The 15,156-nt window shown below is 26.5% G+C and carries 15 protein-coding genes, 2 tRNA genes and 3 rRNA genes; all 20 read left to right on the plus strand.

Annotated elements, in window-relative coordinates; translation table 11 throughout:
* Nucleotides 1-5 precede the first annotated feature (5 nt).
* The 20 genes from F1741_RS01390 (at nt 6) to rrf (ending at nt 15,125) form a co-directional block, all read left to right on the plus strand.
* Complete coding sequence (locus F1741_RS01390) at nt 6-593, plus strand: O-methyltransferase (protein WP_152309825.1); 588 nt, start codon at nt 6-8, stop codon at nt 591-593.
* Nucleotides 594-682: 89 nt separating this feature from the next.
* The gene (gene greA, locus F1741_RS01395) at nt 683-1,156 is read left to right on the plus strand and encodes a transcription elongation factor GreA (RefSeq protein WP_152309826.1); all 474 of its coding nucleotides are present in this window, start codon (nt 683-685) and stop codon (nt 1,154-1,156) included.
* 12 nt (nt 1,157-1,168) lie between these two features.
* Entirely contained in the window at nt 1,169-1,726 is a 558-nt protein-coding gene (locus F1741_RS01400) for a YqeG family HAD IIIA-type phosphatase (protein ID WP_152309827.1), read from the plus strand.
* Between the two features lie 208 nt (nt 1,727-1,934).
* Nucleotides 1,935-2,492, plus strand: a complete 558-nt coding sequence (rsmD, locus tag F1741_RS01405; protein ID WP_152309828.1) for a 16S rRNA (guanine(966)-N(2))-methyltransferase RsmD — start codon at nt 1,935-1,937, stop codon at nt 2,490-2,492.
* An 89-nt stretch (nt 2,493-2,581) separates the two neighbouring features.
* Nucleotides 2,582-2,788: a YneF family protein gene (locus F1741_RS01410; RefSeq protein ID WP_152309829.1), complete on the plus strand. Its 207-nt coding sequence runs from the start codon at nt 2,582-2,584 to the stop codon at nt 2,786-2,788.
* Nucleotides 2,789-2,831: 43 nt separating this feature from the next.
* Nucleotides 2,832-3,200 carry a hypothetical protein gene (locus F1741_RS01415; protein ID WP_152309830.1) on the plus strand — a complete coding sequence of 123 codons (369 nt, stop codon included), beginning with the start codon at nt 2,832-2,834 and terminating at the stop codon, nt 3,198-3,200.
* 49 nt (nt 3,201-3,249) lie between these two features.
* Nucleotides 3,250-3,693 (plus strand): OsmC family protein, encoded by a 444-nt coding sequence (locus F1741_RS01420; protein WP_152309831.1) that lies wholly within the window; start codon nt 3,250-3,252, stop codon nt 3,691-3,693.
* Nucleotides 3,694-4,131: 438 nt separating this feature from the next.
* Nucleotides 4,132-4,671, plus strand: coding sequence for a translation initiation factor IF-3 (infC, locus tag F1741_RS01425; RefSeq protein ID WP_152309832.1), 540 nt, complete (start codon nt 4,132-4,134; stop codon nt 4,669-4,671).
* 178 nt (nt 4,672-4,849) lie between these two features.
* Nucleotides 4,850-5,044: a 50S ribosomal protein L35 gene (rpmI, locus tag F1741_RS01430; protein ID WP_152309833.1), complete on the plus strand. Its 195-nt coding sequence runs from the start codon at nt 4,850-4,852 to the stop codon at nt 5,042-5,044.
* Nucleotides 5,045-5,119: 75 nt separating this feature from the next.
* Nucleotides 5,120-5,800 carry a 50S ribosomal protein L20 gene (gene rplT, locus F1741_RS01435; protein ID WP_152309834.1) on the plus strand — a complete coding sequence of 227 codons (681 nt, stop codon included), beginning with the start codon at nt 5,120-5,122 and terminating at the stop codon, nt 5,798-5,800.
* 99 nt (nt 5,801-5,899) lie between these two features.
* Nucleotides 5,900-6,499 (plus strand): hypothetical protein, encoded by a 600-nt coding sequence (locus F1741_RS01440; RefSeq protein ID WP_152309835.1) that lies wholly within the window; start codon nt 5,900-5,902, stop codon nt 6,497-6,499.
* A 152-nt stretch (nt 6,500-6,651) separates the two neighbouring features.
* A complete protein-coding gene (gene rpmH / locus F1741_RS01445) occupies nt 6,652-6,786 on the plus strand; it encodes a 50S ribosomal protein L34 (protein ID WP_152309836.1) in 135 nt (44 codons plus the stop codon).
* A gap of 88 nt (nt 6,787-6,874) precedes the next feature.
* Entirely contained in the window at nt 6,875-7,936 is a 1,062-nt protein-coding gene (locus F1741_RS01450; RefSeq protein WP_152309837.1) for a M42 family metallopeptidase, read from the plus strand.
* A 52-nt stretch (nt 7,937-7,988) separates the two neighbouring features.
* A complete protein-coding gene (gene rnpA / locus F1741_RS01455) occupies nt 7,989-8,330 on the plus strand; it encodes a ribonuclease P protein component (protein ID WP_152309838.1) in 342 nt (113 codons plus the stop codon).
* Between the two features lie 24 nt (nt 8,331-8,354).
* Complete coding sequence (locus F1741_RS01460) at nt 8,355-9,911, plus strand: YidC/Oxa1 family membrane protein insertase (protein WP_152309839.1); 1,557 nt, start codon at nt 8,355-8,357, stop codon at nt 9,909-9,911.
* A 162-nt stretch (nt 9,912-10,073) separates the two neighbouring features.
* Nucleotides 10,074-10,157 (plus strand) — tRNA-Tyr (locus F1741_RS01465).
* A 168-nt stretch (nt 10,158-10,325) separates the two neighbouring features.
* A 16S ribosomal RNA gene (locus tag F1741_RS01470) occupies nt 10,326-11,853 on the plus strand.
* 93 nt (nt 11,854-11,946) lie between these two features.
* Nucleotides 11,947-12,023 (plus strand) — tRNA-Ile (locus tag F1741_RS01475).
* 77 nt (nt 12,024-12,100) lie between these two features.
* Nucleotides 12,101-14,973, plus strand: a 23S ribosomal RNA gene (locus F1741_RS01480).
* 38 nt (nt 14,974-15,011) lie between these two features.
* Nucleotides 15,012-15,125 (plus strand): 5S ribosomal RNA (gene rrf, locus F1741_RS01485).
* The 16S, 23S and 5S rRNA genes sit together here with 2 tRNA genes alongside, the layout of an rRNA operon.
* Nucleotides 15,126-15,156: the final 31 nt, after the last annotated feature.

A 15,156-nucleotide genomic window follows, 5' to 3' on the forward strand; every position in this document is an offset into this window, starting at 1 on the left:
AAAATATGAACACAAAAGAAAGTTTATTATTTAAATTAAAAAAATATGCTATAGAACATAATATACCTATTATTAAGGATGAAACTTTATATTTTTTGAAAAAAATTATTTTTGAGAAAAAAATTATCGATATTATGGAAATAGGAACTGCTATCGGATATAGTGCTTTAGGAATGAGCAATAATTATAATAACATACAGACTATAGAGAGAGATTATTATAGATATAAATTAACTCATATTTTTTTTAAAAATACTAATTATAAAATTGAGTTCATTCATTCTGAAGCTTTTTTTTATCAACCTCATAAAAAATATGATCTTATTTTTATTGATGCTGCTAAAACTCAATATCAAAAATTATTTGAAAAATATAGTTTTTTTTTGAATCATGATGGCATTATTATATGTGATAATATTAATTTTTTGAGTCATGTAAAATCAACTGATTCTAATTCTAAAAGAATAATAAGAATCAAACAAAAAATAAATGATTTTAAAATTTTTCTTCAAAAAAATACTTTTTTTCAAACTTTTTTTTACGATATAGGTGATGGTTTGAGTTTATCTAAAAAAAATTTCTTATCTTTATAATAGAATATTTTTATAATTTTTTTTTGAAAAAAATGATAAACTATAGAATGAATTATTATATTTTAAAGGAGGTTTAGTTTTTTATTATTATGTCTCAAAAATTATTTGAATTAACTGAATCTGGAGTAGAAAAGTTAAAAAAAGAGTTAGATCATTTAAAAAATACTAAAAGAAATGAAAATTTAGAATTGTTAAAATCTTCAAGAGAGTATGGAGATTTACGCGAAAACGCAGAATATAGTTCAGCACGTGATGAACAAGCTTTAATAGAAAATCGTATTTTAAAAATTCAAAATATTCTTAAAAATGTCAAAATTATTAAAAATTCTGATGAAAAAAAAACTGTTGATATTGGTAAAAAAGTTTTACTGCAATTTTTAGATAGTATGGAAGAAAAATTTTTTTATTTAGTTGGATTTTTAGAAACAGATCCATCTGTTAACAAAATTTCTATCGATTCTCCTTTAGGTCAAAGTATAAGAGGATATAATAAAGGTGATATAGTATTAGTTAGAACAGAAACAGGAAAAAATTTTAAAGTAAAAATTTTGAAAATAGAATAAAATAAAATTAAAATGAATAAAAAAATTAAAAAATATTTACCTAATTTTTATTATAAAAATTTTTTTGATATTCCTTATGATTTTTTTGCAAAAAAAGGAATTAAAGCTTTGATATTTGATTTAGATAATACTTTACTTTCCAGTTCGGATTCTAAATTAAATTCTCAAACTATAAAAAAAATGAAAGAAATACAAGAAAAATTCAAAATATTTATACTTTCTAATTCATCTAAAAAAAAATTAAAAAAGGTTTTTAAATTTAATTTTTTTAATTATATTTATTTGAAATGGTATCAAAAAAAACCTTTTTTATATGGTTTTAAAAAAATTTTAAGTTTATTAAATGTTAATCATGATCAAGTTTTGATGATAGGGGATCAGTTAATAACTGATATATTAGGTTCTAACAAAATGAATATTAAATCTATTTTAGTAAAACCAATTGATAGAAAAAATGAATTTTTTTTTACTAAATTTAATCGTTTTTTATTTGAATATCCTATAATAAGTTATACTAAAAAAAACTATCCTCATATTTATAAAGAAAAATTTTTAGATTTTATCAAATAAATTTTTTTAAATTTTTTTTAAATTTAGAAAATTTATAATTAACTATTAGTTTATTTTCATCATTTATAATATATATTTTAAATTTTATTAAAATTTTTAATGAAAGATTTATTATTAAAAATAATTTTAATAATCTCATAATTTAATAAAAAGGCTATAGTAATAAATATATATAATAAGAGATTATGTATTTGTACAATTAATATATATGATTCATATTATCAAAGGAAAATATAAAAATTTTAAACTTAAAATGGTTTCTTCTAAAAAAACTAAAATGACTTCTCATTTAATTAGAAAATCTTTATTTGATACTATTGGTGATTTGGTTAAAAATGCTACTTTATTAGATTTATTTTCTGGTTCTGGATGTTATGGATTCGAAGCTTTAAGTCGAGGAGCTAAAGAAATTTATTTAGTTGATAATTCTTTTTGCGCATTAAAAACTATTTATCAAAATAAAAAAAAATTAAATTTAAAAGAAAATGAAATTCAAATTTTTTATTCTGATGCTTTTAAAATTTTAAAAAAGTTTATTAAGAATAGAATTAAATTTGATATTATAATTTTAGATCCTCCTTATTTTTCAAATTATTATTATAAATTATTTAAAAATTTAGATAAAATTACTCATTCTCATAGTATTGTTATTTGCGAATTGTATTATAAAAATGATTTATTACCAAAAATAGGCAATTTTTATTCACTAAAAACTAAAAAATATGGAAATAAGTTATTAAAGTATTACAATATTAAAATAGATTAAATTTATTATTTTTAAAATATTTTCAGTTATAATTTTTTTATATATAATATTATTTTAGTAGTAATTAATCAAAAAAAAAGGGGTTTCGCATGAATATGATGTTTCAATTATTTTTATCTTTTATAGCTGGTATTTTTATTGGTGGAATTATTGTGTTTTTTCTATTCAAAAGATATTTAGAAAAAAATCCTCCAATCTCTGAAAGACAGATTAAAGAAATGTTTAAACAAATGGGAAGAACCGCTAGCGAGAAACAAATTAAACAAATTATGTCTAGTATGAAAAATAAGAAGTAAATTTTTTGATAATTTCTTTTGAAGAGGTGTATAAAAGATAATTGTGTTTTATGATTTCGTTAAGATTTTATTAAGATTTTTTTTTGAAATTTCAATACTTTTTTTTATATCATTAGCTATTTTGATTTTCATGTTATTTTTATATGAGAGAAATAAAAATTTTTATATAAAAAAATGTTTATTAAATTTTAGTCTTTTAGAAAAAGAGATCTTAATAGCGATTTTAAAATATAGAGATAAAAGTTTTCCTTTGACTGCTAATTCTCCTATTACAAAAAAATTTTTAAAGTTGAATATTTTATTCGAATCAGAAGAAGTTTCTGAAAATCCTTTACATTGTATATATTGTTTAAATTCAGAAATATTTCATCTAATAAAAAAAGATTCTGATTTAAGTAAGATTTATTTTTGATTTTTTTATTTTAAATTTTAATAATAAAAAAATAAGGAATATTAAAAATATGAAAACTAATAATAACTTTTTAAAGATTATGATTTGTTTTGATAATAGAATAAATGAATTACTAATTTTAAATAATGGTGTTAAATATAGATTAAATTCATTTTTGAACAATAGACAAGATGAATTTATTTCTCCGAAAGAATTATTTTGTTTATCTTTAATTATTTGTTTTTATAAAACAACCTATAATTTTTTATCAAAAGATAGTAAAATCCAAAAAGAAGATATTAAATCAAAAATATTTTGCAAAGTACATAAAGATGATTTAGGATTTTATTTTAAAATTAATTTGTTTTTAGGAATTAAAAATTTTGCTTTATCAGAAACAGAAAAAGTTATTAGTTATATTCATAAAAAATGCCCTATTTCAAGATTATTAGAAAAATATGATCATATTATTTTAAAACCTATATCTTATGAAGAAATAGATCATTATGAATAATTTTTAAAGAAAAGTATAACTTTTTTTAATTTATTTTAGAATTGAAATTTATTTTTTTATTGTATAATATAGAATGTATTTTTTGATATGAGTCTCGTTATATAATTTTTGATATCAGAGTTAAAATTAAATAGTATAAATAGTATATAAGAAATGTGAAAAGGAAAAGAAAGAAATATTTATTCTTTTCTACCGGAAAAATGAAATGAAATAAGTTCAATATATATATAAAATAAAAGTAGTTTTTAGGTTTTGAGCACAAAATAAAAAAAATTTATTAAAAATAATTTATTGTTTGTTATTTATAATAATTTCGATTGTTAAATCTTATTTTTATTTTATGCAAAAAAAGTACTTATTGATTGATAAGTACTTTTTAATATTTTTTTCGATATTAATTTATTATTTTTTAAAAAAAAGAAAGGAGTTTATTTAACCATTAACAAACATAAAAAAAATACTAAAGAAAGTTTTTTATTATATAACGATAAAATTACTCAAGGTCAATATTTAGTTATTGATGAAAACGGGGATAAATTAGGTATTTTAGAACAAAAACAAATTTTAAAATTATCTGAAGAAAAAGAAATGGATATAGTTTTAGTTAATTCTGATTCTAATCCAAAAGTTATTCGTCTAATGGATTTTTCACAGTTTAAATACAAACAACAAAAAAAAATCAAAGAGATGAAAAAAAAACAACATATAATTAATACTAAAGAAATACGTATTAATCCCAATATAGAAAATAATGATTTGAATATTAAAATTAAAAAAGCTATTAGTTTTTTAGAAAAAGGAGATAAGGTTAAGTTTATTATCCGATTTAGAGGTAGAATGATAAATCATCATTCTATTTTAGGAGATGAAATTTTGCAAAAAATATCAAAACAATTAATAGGTATTAGTTTATTAGAGATGCAGCCTAAGATGGAAGGTAATCGAATGATAGCTATTTTTGTTTCTAAAAAGAAATAGAATTTTTTTATATATACTATTATTTATCTTTTATATTTGTTAAATAAAATTATATTTTTTATATTATCATAATTTTTTATTATAATAGATTTTCTTTATCACGAATCTATTTTTATCAAAATATTTAAAGTATTGTATTAAAAATCAACAATCATTAGAGAAAGTGATATATCATTTTATGAATATTAAAAAAAAAACACATAGAGGTTTAAAAAAAAGGATTAAAATTACTGGTACAGGAAAGTTTTTAAGAAGACATGCTTTTAAAAATCATTTAGCCAGTTCGAAAACTAAAAAACAAAATAGACAATTAAGAAAAGTTACAAAAGTAGATAATTCAGATTTTAAAAGAATTAAGTATCTTTTAATTTAAAATTATTTTTTTATATTACATTCTTATTATAATATAATAAAAATATAGATTGCAGAAAATATAGGAAAGTATAAAATGGTTAAAGTAAATTTTACAAATGCAAGACATAAAAGAAGAAAAAAAATTTTGAAGTTAGCTAAAGGATATTTTGGTTCTAAAAGTACCCTTTATAAAACAGCTAATGAGCAAGTAATGCGTTCTTTACAATATGCTTATAGAGATAGAAGAAGAAGAAAAAGAGATTTTAGAAAGTTGTGGATCACAAGGATTAATGCTGGTTGTTCCAAAAATAATATAAGTTACTCTCTTTTTATACATGGTTTGATTTTATCTAAAACAGAAATAAATCGAAAAATGCTAGCAGAAATTTCTTTTTCACAACCTAAAATGTTTTCAGAATATGTTAACTTATCTAAATATCATTTAGATCAAAAAAAAAGTAATTTAGAAAACAAATGTAATAATAATTCTTTATCTAATGAATTTTCAGATTTAGAAAATAAAAAAAATGTTCATAATAATATTCAGAATAACAATATAGAAAATGATATAGAAGTAAAAAAAACAAAATTAGAACAAAAAGAAAATATAAAATTTGAATCAAAAGAAGAAATTATTTCAAAAGAAAAAATAAATAAAATTTCTTTAGAAGAAATGTTGCTTACCGATTTGAAAGTATTAGCTAAAAATAAAAAAGTAAAAAATTTTTCTAAGCTTAAAAAAAAAGAATTAATTGATATTTTAAAGAATAAATAGATGATGAATTAAAATAATCTGTAACAATTTAATATTTTTTATATTTTAATATAAAAAAAATATTAGATAAATTGAAAATTAAGGATAGTTATTGTTAAAATGATACAACAAAAAAAAATTTTTTCAGATTTGTTTAAAATTATATTCAGTTTTTTATTTGCTATTTCTTGTTTTTTTTATGATAAACTTACTTTTGAGTTTAGTTTCGGAAAAATAAAAATATGTGATATTTTTTTGGGAATTTTAATATTTATAATTAATTATTATTTTATTATTCCAAAAATAAATGGAAATAGAAAAGAAAAAATGGTTAAATTTTTGTTTTTTTTTGAAAGTCTAATTTTAATTTTAATATCTTTAGGTTTTTTATTCAATCCTTTTATTGAAAGGTTTTTTTTAAAGAATTTTTTTCAGATAAATAATATGATATTATGTATAATCATTATTCATAGTATTGTTTTATTGTATACAGAATATTTGAAAAAAAATAAACCTATTTTTCCAATTAATTTTTTTTCTTATCTTTCTTTATTTGGATTTAGCTGTTATCTTTATGGTAAAAAAATTAATTTAACTTTTTTTATTTTGAAGTTTTTAGGTTTGTTTTTTTTAATTTTAACTCTATTTTTTATTTTTATTTTTTGGAAAAGAAATATTTTTGATAATAAAAAACAAAAAGAAGATAATTTGACAGAATAAAAAAATATTTATTTCAAGTATATTTAAATTTTTTATTATAAATTATAAAATTTTAAAATAAAATAAATTATTAAAATTAATTATGAATCTTTTTATTTTAATACAAAAATATAAATTTTTTTGAATATAGTTTAAAGAAGGAAATTGATTTTATGAAAAGAACATATCAACCTAGTAAAATAAAAAGAAAAAGAACTCATGGTTTTAGAACTAGAATGTCTACTAAAAGCGGTAGAAATGTTATTAGTGCTAGAAGACATAAAGGTCGTTATAAATTATCTGTTTAATTTTTAATTGTTTTTTTTTATTTTTATTATATTATTTTTATTATCTATTGGATCATTTTATGAGTTAAGGAGTTAAAAAAATAAAATTATGTTGGATTTATTATCTGAATTAAATAAATTAACAACTTTAAGTGGTGTTCCGGGTCAAGAAAAAAATGTTGTTAATTATATAAAAGGAAAAGTTTCTGAATTTGTAGATAAAGTAGAATTTGATAATTTAGGTAGTATGATAACTTATAAAGGTTTAAAGGGTCCTAAAATATTATTTGCTAGTCACGTTGATGAAATAGGTTTAATAGTAACTGAAATAACTAAAGAAGGATTTGTTAAATTTCAAACTTTGGGGGGTTGGTTATCTTCTGTAATGTTAGCTCAAATATGGCAAATACACACTTTTAAAGGGGTTTTGTTTGCTGTTACAGGTGCGAAACCTCCTCATGTATTATCTATTATAGAAAGAGACAAAATACCTAATATTAAAGATTTATTTTTAGATTTAGGAGTTCAAAATAAAGAAGAAGCTGAAAAATTAGGAGTAAGAATAGGTGATATGATAACACCTTATAGTGAATTTCGTACATTAGGTAATTCTAATTTTTTAATGTCTAAAGCGATGGATAATCGTGTAGGAGTTTTGGTTTTAATGAAATTATTAAGTTCTTTAAAAGATAATTCTAATCAGTTTATTGGCGCTTTTACAGTACAAGAAGAAGTCGGATTAAGAGGAGCGATAACTAGTGCTAATAAAACCAAACCTTCTATTGCTATAGCTATAGATACTGGCATTGCTGATGATACACCAGGACAAATTAATTCTTCTGAACAAGTTTTAGGTAAGGGTCCTCAAATTCCAGTTTTTGATTACGGTTTAGTAGCTCATAAATCTTTAAGAGAATTAACAATTAAAATTGCCAGAGAAAATAATATTCCTTTTCAAGAACCAAAACCTACTGGAGGACAAACAGATGCTTCAGCGATGCATTTACAAAATGAAGGTGCAGCATCTATTGTAATTGGTATACCAACACGTTATATTCATTCTCATAATTCTATTGTTCATAAAGAAGATATTCAAAATACTGTTAAGCTATTGATTTTATTAATAAAAGAATTGGATGAAGACAAAGTGCAGGAGATTTTACAAAATTAGATTTTATTTTTTTAGAATAAATTTACAAAAAAAGGATTTATAAGTTTTTATAATGAAAAAAAAATTTATTTTGAAAAAAAGAAAAGAAATTAACTTTATTTTTAAACTTAAGAAAAATGTTAGAAATTATTTTTTTATATTGTATTATGCAAAAAATAATAATTTTGATCATTTTAAGTTTGCTTTAAGCATTAACAAAAAGTATGGAAAATCTCATGAAAGAAATTTAATTAAAAGACGTTTAAGAATGATTATTTATCAAAATGTTTATTTAATTAATAATAAAGCTTCTTTTGTATTATTTATTAAACCTTCTGCTAAATGTTTAAATTTTAATGATTTATCAAAACAATTTAATAATTTATTAAAAAAATCTTTTTTAATTACGGAATAATAATAAAATAAGGATTAAACTCACATGGATAATTTAAAAAAAATTTTAAGAATATCTTTATTTTCTCTTATTTCTTTATTAATATTTAGAATCTTATTTCCTATTTCATCTCAAATTGATCAAAAATTAATTAATGAAAGAATAGAAATTGTTTTTCTTAAAAAATTTTCTTCAACAGAATTACAAGAATTAAAACAAAAAATATTTAGTGATAATTACGATTATAAAGATTTAGAAAAATATTTGAAAGTTTTTAGAATTGGTATTGATTCAAAACAAAAAAATATAGTAGAAATTATAAATCCTGATTTTAATTTAGAAGTAAAACAAAAAATAAAAGATAGTTTAGATAAAATTTTTAAAAAAAATAAATTTTATTTTTATTATAAAGATAATTTATTACCTAATTCTGAATCAGAAAATATTTCGGAAGTCAGAAAATTTTTTACTATAAAAGTAGGTTCTAATTTAGATTATTTAAAACAAAAGTATTTTAAAGAAGAATCATCATTAAAAATAGGTTTTTTAGACAATTTTCAATTTTTAGATATAAACAATATAAAAGATATTCAAGTTTATGAAAATATAAATAATATTAATTCAATTACTAAAGTGAGATATAATTTTTTAATTAGAGATAAAAAAAATATTAATAAAGATATAAATAATAGTCTTTTTCTTAAATCAGATTCAAACGGAATTTCTATTGAAGTTTTAGTTGATGATACAGGTGATTTACCAATACAATGGCCTTATAAGTTAAAATGGAATTTTTTGTTATTTTGGGGATATATTTGGAATGTTTTATTAATTTTTATCAGTTCTTTACTATATTATTCTACTTATATATTGTATTCAGAAGAAGGTATATTTTTTGGAAACTTAGGGTTAGGAATTATTCTAACAACTATTTTGATCAGAACTTTATTATGGCCTATTTATACCAAAACTAACTCTTTTTCTTTAAATATGAGTAGAGCTCAACCAGAAATTAATAAAATTCAACAAAAATATTATTTAAAAAAAGATCCTGATTCTATTAAAAAAATGCAATTAGAAATTTTTAAGGTCTACAAAAAACATAATTTTAGTTTTTTTGATATTTTTATTTCTTTTTTACAAATGCCTATTTTTATAGCTATGTTAAGAACTTTAAATCGTATTCGTGTAAATGGAGGAATTTTTTCTATTTCTGTTAATAAACCTTTTTTAAATTTTATATATTTTAATTCTTATTATTCTCCTAACTATTATTTTTTAGTAAAAATATTTTTATCTTTTTTAGTAGGTATAAGCATGTTTTTTTTAAATAAAATTAATTTTCAAAAAAAAAATAATAAGAATAATAATGATAGAATTTTAACCTTAGAACAAATTAATAAGAATAAAGCTCAGGAGAAAAATATTCAAATTGTCAGTTATATAATGATATTTTTTATGATGATAACTTCTTTTCAAGATGCTTGTTTATCTTTATATTGGATTATAGGTAATATTTATACTATTTTTCAAACTATTATTAACAGAAAGATTATGGAAAAAAAGTATTCTAATAAAAATTTTGATATACTTCAATATTAATAAAAAAAACAAAATATAAAAAAATTTTTTTTAACAAATAAATATTTATTTTTTTCTATAAATATGTTAGAATCAATTAGTAACTATATTTTTTAAAATGATGTTTAAATATAATTATTAAAATAAAACATATTTTTTATAATTTAGTATTTAATATACTGTGGAGGGGTAGCGAAGTGGCTAAACGCATCAGTCTGTAAAACTGCTCCGAAAGGTACGGTGGTTCGAATCCACCCCCCTTCACCATATTATAAAATTTATAAAATTTTTTTGTTATTATTGTTTTATTTTTTTACATTATTTGAATTATTTCTTTGAAAACTGAAGATGATTTTATAAAATAATTTTTTATTATATATAAAATTCAATTTTATTTTTTTCTTCTTTTTTTTATTTTTTTTAAAAAAAAGAAATAAAATGAAGAGTTTGATCCTGGCTCAGGATAAACGCTGGCGGCGTGCTTAATACATGCAAGTCGAACGGAAATCTTCGGATTTTAGTGGCGAACGGGTGAGTAACACGTAAGTAACCTGCCTTTAAGACGAGGATAACAATTGGAAACAGTTGCTAAGACTGGATAGGAAATTAGAAGGCATCTTTTAATTTTTAAAAGACCTTTTTCGAAAGGTATACTTAAAGAGGGGCTTGCGGCACATTAGTTAGTTGGTAGGGTAAAAGCCTACCAAGACCATGATGTGTAGCTGGACTGAGAGGTTGAACAGCCACATTGGGACTGAGACACGGCCCAAACTCCTACGGGAGGCAGCAGTAGGGAATTTTCGGCAATGGAGGAAACTCTGACCGAGCAACGCCGCGTGAACGATGAAGTATTTCGGTATGTAAAGTTCTTTTATTGAAGAAGAAAAAATAGTGGAAAAACTATCTTGACGATATTCAATGAATAAGCCCCGGCAAACTATGTGCCAGCAGCCGCGGTAATACATAGGGGGCGAGCGTTATCCGGAATTATTGGGCGTAAAGGGTGCGTAGGCGGTTTGGTAAGTCTATAGTTTAATTTCAGTGCTTAACACTGTTCTGCTATAGAAACTATCAGACTAGAGTGAGATAGAGGCAAGTGGAATTCCATGTGTAGCGGTAAAATGCGTAAATATATGGAGGAACACCAGAGGCGTAGGCGGCTTGCTGGGTCTTTACTGACGCTGAGGCACGAAAGCGTGGGGAGCAAACAGGATTAGATACCCTGGTAGTCCACGCCGTAAACGATGAGTACTAAGTGTCGGGGAAACTCGGTACTGAAGTTAACACATTAAGTACTCCGCCTGAGTAGTACGTACGCAAGTATGAAACTTAAAGGAATTGACGGGACTCCGCACAAGCGGTGGATCATGTTGTTTAATTCGAAGATACACGAAAAACCTTACCAGGTCTTGACATACTCTGCAAAGCTATAGCAATATAGTGGAGGTTATCAGGGATACAGGTGGTGCATGGTTGTCGTCAGCTCGTGTCGTGAGATGTTAGGTTAAGTCCTAAAACGAGCGCAACCCTTGTCACTAGTTGCCAGCATGTTATGATGGGCACTTTAGTGAGACTGCCAATGAAAAATTGGAGGAAGGTGAGGATCACGTCAAATCATCATGCCCCTTATGATCTGGGCTACAAACGTGATACAATGGCTGTTACAAAGAGTAGCTAAAACGCGAGTTTATAGCCAATCTCATAAAAGCAGTCTCAGTTCGGATTGAAGTCTGCAACTCGACTTCATGAAGTTGGAATCGCTAGTAATCGCGAATCAGCATGTCGCGGTGAATACGTTCTCGGGGTTTGTACACACCGCCCGTCAAACCACGAAAGTTGGTAATACTCAAAAACGGTAGCCTAACTTCTTCGGAAGAGGGAACTGTCTAAGGTAGGATCGATGATTGGGGTTAAGTCGTAACAAGGTATCCCTACCGGAAGGTGGGGATGGATCACCTCCTTTCTAAGGAAAAGAAAATTTTTTAAATTTTCATCTTCAGTTTTGAAAGACTTAGTTCTAATAAGTAGTAAGTTTTTCTCTTTTAAGAAAAAGGAAGGGCCTATAGCTCAGTTGGTTAGAGCACACGCCTGATAAGCGTGAGGTCGATGGTTCAAGTCCATTTAGGCCCACCAACTGATCAATAAGGTCATCTTTCTGATTCTTAAAAAAAGTTCTTTGAAAAGTAGATAAACAAAGTAAAATAATAGAAATCAAAGGAATTAAGGGCGTACAGTGGATGCCTTGGCACTAAGAGCCGATGAAGGACGCAATTAACGGCGATACGCCACGGTTAGTTGTAAATAAATGAAGATCCGTGGATTTCCGAATGGGGCAACCTACTACAATAAACTTGTAGTTTTTTGGTATTCAAATATCAAAAAGGGAAACGTAGTGAACTGAAATATCTAAGTAACTACAGGAAAAGAAAGTAATAACGATTCTGGTAGTAGTGACGAGCGAATCCGGAACAGCCAGATACTATTCAAACTAGTTACAAAATTTTAATTAACTTGAATTTTTTGGAAAGAAAAACTAAAAAAGGTGAAAGTCCTGTAGAGTAATAATTAAAATCTAGAGTATCAAAAAGTACGGCGAGACACGAGAAATCTTGTCGGAAGACGGGAGGACCATCTCCCAAGGCTAAATACTCCTTAGTGACCGATAGTGAACTAGTACCGTGAGGGAAAGGTGAAAAGAACCCCGGGAGGGGAGTGAAATAGATCCTGAAACTGTATGCCTACAATTAGTCAGAGCTCGTTTATGAGTGATGGCATGCCTTTTGCAGAATGAACCGGCGAGTTATGATATATAGCAAGGTTAAGTTTGAAGGAACGTAGCCGTAGTGAAAGCGAGTTTTAAGAGAACGTTAAGTTGTATGTCATAGACCCGAAACTGAAGTGAGCTAGCCATGAGCAGGTTGAAATTTAGGTAAAACTAAATGGAGGACCGAACCAGGACACGTTGAAAAGTGTTTGGATGACTTGTGGCTAGGGGTGAAATTCCAATCGAACTCAGAGATAGCTGGTTCTCCCCGAAATAGCTTTAGGGCTAGCGTTGGTCATTGTTTTTAATGAAGGTAGAGCACTAAATGAGTGAGGGCTTCACCTCGAAGTACTGATCTCAATTAAACTCCGAATGTCATTAAAAAAAGATCAGCAGTCAGACTATGAGCGATAAGGTCCATGGTCAAAAGGGAAAGAGCCCAGACCGTCAGCTAAGGTCCCTAAATTAATGTTAAGTGGTAAAGGAAGTAAAGACGTTTAAACAACTAGGAAGTTGGCTTAGAAGCAGCCATCTTTTAAAGAGTGCGTAATAGCTCACTAGTCGAATGACTTTGCGCCGAAAATATATCGGGGCTCAAACATTATACCGAAGCTCCGGATAACAAAATAAATTCTTTATTTTGTATATGGTAGGGGAAGCGTTCTGATGTCGTTGAAGCTATAGCGTAAGCAGTAGTGGAGAAATCAGAAGTGAGAATGCCGGTGTAAGTAACGAAAAGATAGGTGAGAATCCTATCCGTCGAAAACCCAAGGTTTCCAGGGGCAGGTTCGTCCACCCTGGGTTAGTCAGGACCTAAGGCGAGGTAGAAATACGTAGTCGATGGACAGCAGGCTAAAATTCCTGCACTAAAAAAATAACTGATGGAGGGACAAAGAAGGCTAAGCACGCCCTTTATTGGATTAGGGTAGAAAAACCAAGTTTGAGAAAATAGGCAAATCCGTTTTCTTATTCCAAAAAATAAGGTTTTAAAGTAAAGTGACTGATGTCATACTTTCAAGAAAAGCTTCTAGGGTTAATTATTTTTTTACCTGTACCGTAAACCGACACAGGTGGGAAGGTAGAGTATACTAAGACGCGCGAGAAAACTCTTGTTAAGGAACTCGGCAAAATTGCTCCGTAACTTCGGGATAAGGAGAGCTTTTATGATAAAAAGTAAAAGCCGCAGAGAATAGGCCCAAGCGACTGTTTATCAAAAACATAGGTCTCTGCTAAACTGTGAAGTGATGTATAGAGGCTGATGCCTGCCCGGTGCTGGAAGATTAAAAGGAGATGTTCGGGGTAACCCAAAGCATTAAATTGAAGTCCCAGTGAACGGCGGCCGTAACTATAACGGTCCTAAGGTAGCGAAATTCCTTGTCGGGTAAATTCCGACCCGCACGAAAGGCATAACGATTTGGGCGCTGTCTCAACAAGAGTCTCGGTGAAATCAAATTACCGGTGAAAATGCCGGTTACCCGCGACAGGACGAAAAGACCCCATGGAGCTTTACTGTAACTTAATATTGGGATTGAGAATAACATGTACAGGATAGGTGGGAGACAATGATTTTAAAACGCTAGTTTTAAAGGAGTCGACCTTGGGATACCACCCTTGTTATTTTTAGTTTCTAACCTACATGAGTGTATCATGAGGGACAGTGTTTGGTGGGCAGTTTGACTGGGGCGGTCGCCTCCTAAAGAGTAACGGAGGCGTTCATAAGGTTTCCTCAAAATGGTCAGAAATCATTTTTAGAGTGTAAAGGCATAAGGAAGCTTGACTGCGAGACCTACAAGTCGAGCAGAGACGAAAGTCGGACTTAGTGATCTTACGGTACCGCATGGAAGGGCCGTAACTCAACGGATAAAAGCTACCCTGGGGATAACAGGCTTATCGCTTCCGAGCGTTCACAGCGACGAAGCGGTTTGGCACCTCGATGTCGGCTCATCGCATCCTGGAGCTGGAGAAGGTTCCAAGGGTTGGGCTGTTCGCCCATTAAAGCGGAACGCGAGCTGGGTTCAGAACGTCGTGAGACAGTTCGGTCTCTATCCGTCGTGGGCGTTGGAAATTTGAAAGGAGCTGTCCCTAGTATGAGAAGACCGGGATGGATATACCGCTGGTGTTTCAGTTGGTTCGCCAGAGCCACAGCTGAGTAGCTATGTATAGAAAGGATAAACACTGAAAGCATCTAAGTGTGAAGCCTCCCTTAAGATGAGATTTCCCTATGAGATCCCTGAAAGACTATCAGGTTGATAGGCTAGAAGTGTAAGAATAGTGATATTTTCAGCTGACTAGTACTAATAGATCCATTGACTTTGATTTTTTTAAAAAAACTTTTGTTTATCTAGTTTTGAAAGATCCTTGGTGATTTAGTTAAGGGGAAACACCTGTTTCCATTCCGAATACAGCAGTTAAGTCCTTAAACACCGAAGATAGTTTTTAATGTTAAAAGCCAAAATAGGTTTTTGCCAAGGATTACTTAAAAAAGAATAAAAAAAATACTTT

The sequence above is a fragment of the 'Cynodon dactylon' phytoplasma genome, assembly GCF_009268075.1.
GTDB lineage: Bacteria > Bacillota_I > Bacilli_A > Acholeplasmatales > Acholeplasmataceae > Phytoplasma > Phytoplasma cynodontis.

Excerpts from the sequence above, each read along its gene's own strand:
- rplT (WP_152309834.1), top strand. The coding sequence starts at position 5,120 with ATGGTTAAAGTAAATTTTACAAATGCAAGACATAAAAGAAGAAAAAAA.
- F1741_RS01440 (WP_152309835.1), top strand. The coding sequence starts at position 5,900 with ATGATACAACAAAAAAAAATTTTTTCAGATTTGTTTAAAATTATATTC.
- F1741_RS01410 (WP_152309829.1), top strand. The coding sequence starts at position 2,582 with ATGAATATGATGTTTCAATTATTTTTATCTTTTATAGCTGGTATTTTT.
- rpmH (WP_152309836.1), top strand. The coding sequence starts at position 6,652 with ATGAAAAGAACATATCAACCTAGTAAAATAAAAAGAAAAAGAACTCAT.
- rnpA (WP_152309838.1), top strand. The coding sequence starts at position 7,989 with ATGAAAAAAAAATTTATTTTGAAAAAAAGAAAAGAAATTAACTTTATT.
- F1741_RS01460 (WP_152309839.1), top strand. The coding sequence starts at position 8,355 with ATGGATAATTTAAAAAAAATTTTAAGAATATCTTTATTTTCTCTTATT.
- F1741_RS01400 (WP_152309827.1), top strand. The coding sequence starts at position 1,169 with ATGAATAAAAAAATTAAAAAATATTTACCTAATTTTTATTATAAAAAT.
- rpmI (WP_152309833.1), top strand. The coding sequence starts at position 4,850 with ATGAATATTAAAAAAAAAACACATAGAGGTTTAAAAAAAAGGATTAAA.
- F1741_RS01450 (WP_152309837.1), top strand. The coding sequence starts at position 6,875 with ATGTTGGATTTATTATCTGAATTAAATAAATTAACAACTTTAAGTGGT.
- F1741_RS01390 (WP_152309825.1), top strand. The coding sequence starts at position 6 with ATGAACACAAAAGAAAGTTTATTATTTAAATTAAAAAAATATGCTATA.
- rsmD (WP_152309828.1), top strand. The coding sequence starts at position 1,935 with ATGATTCATATTATCAAAGGAAAATATAAAAATTTTAAACTTAAAATG.
- F1741_RS01420 (WP_152309831.1), top strand. The coding sequence starts at position 3,250 with ATGAAAACTAATAATAACTTTTTAAAGATTATGATTTGTTTTGATAAT.
- greA (WP_152309826.1), top strand. The coding sequence starts at position 683 with ATGTCTCAAAAATTATTTGAATTAACTGAATCTGGAGTAGAAAAGTTA.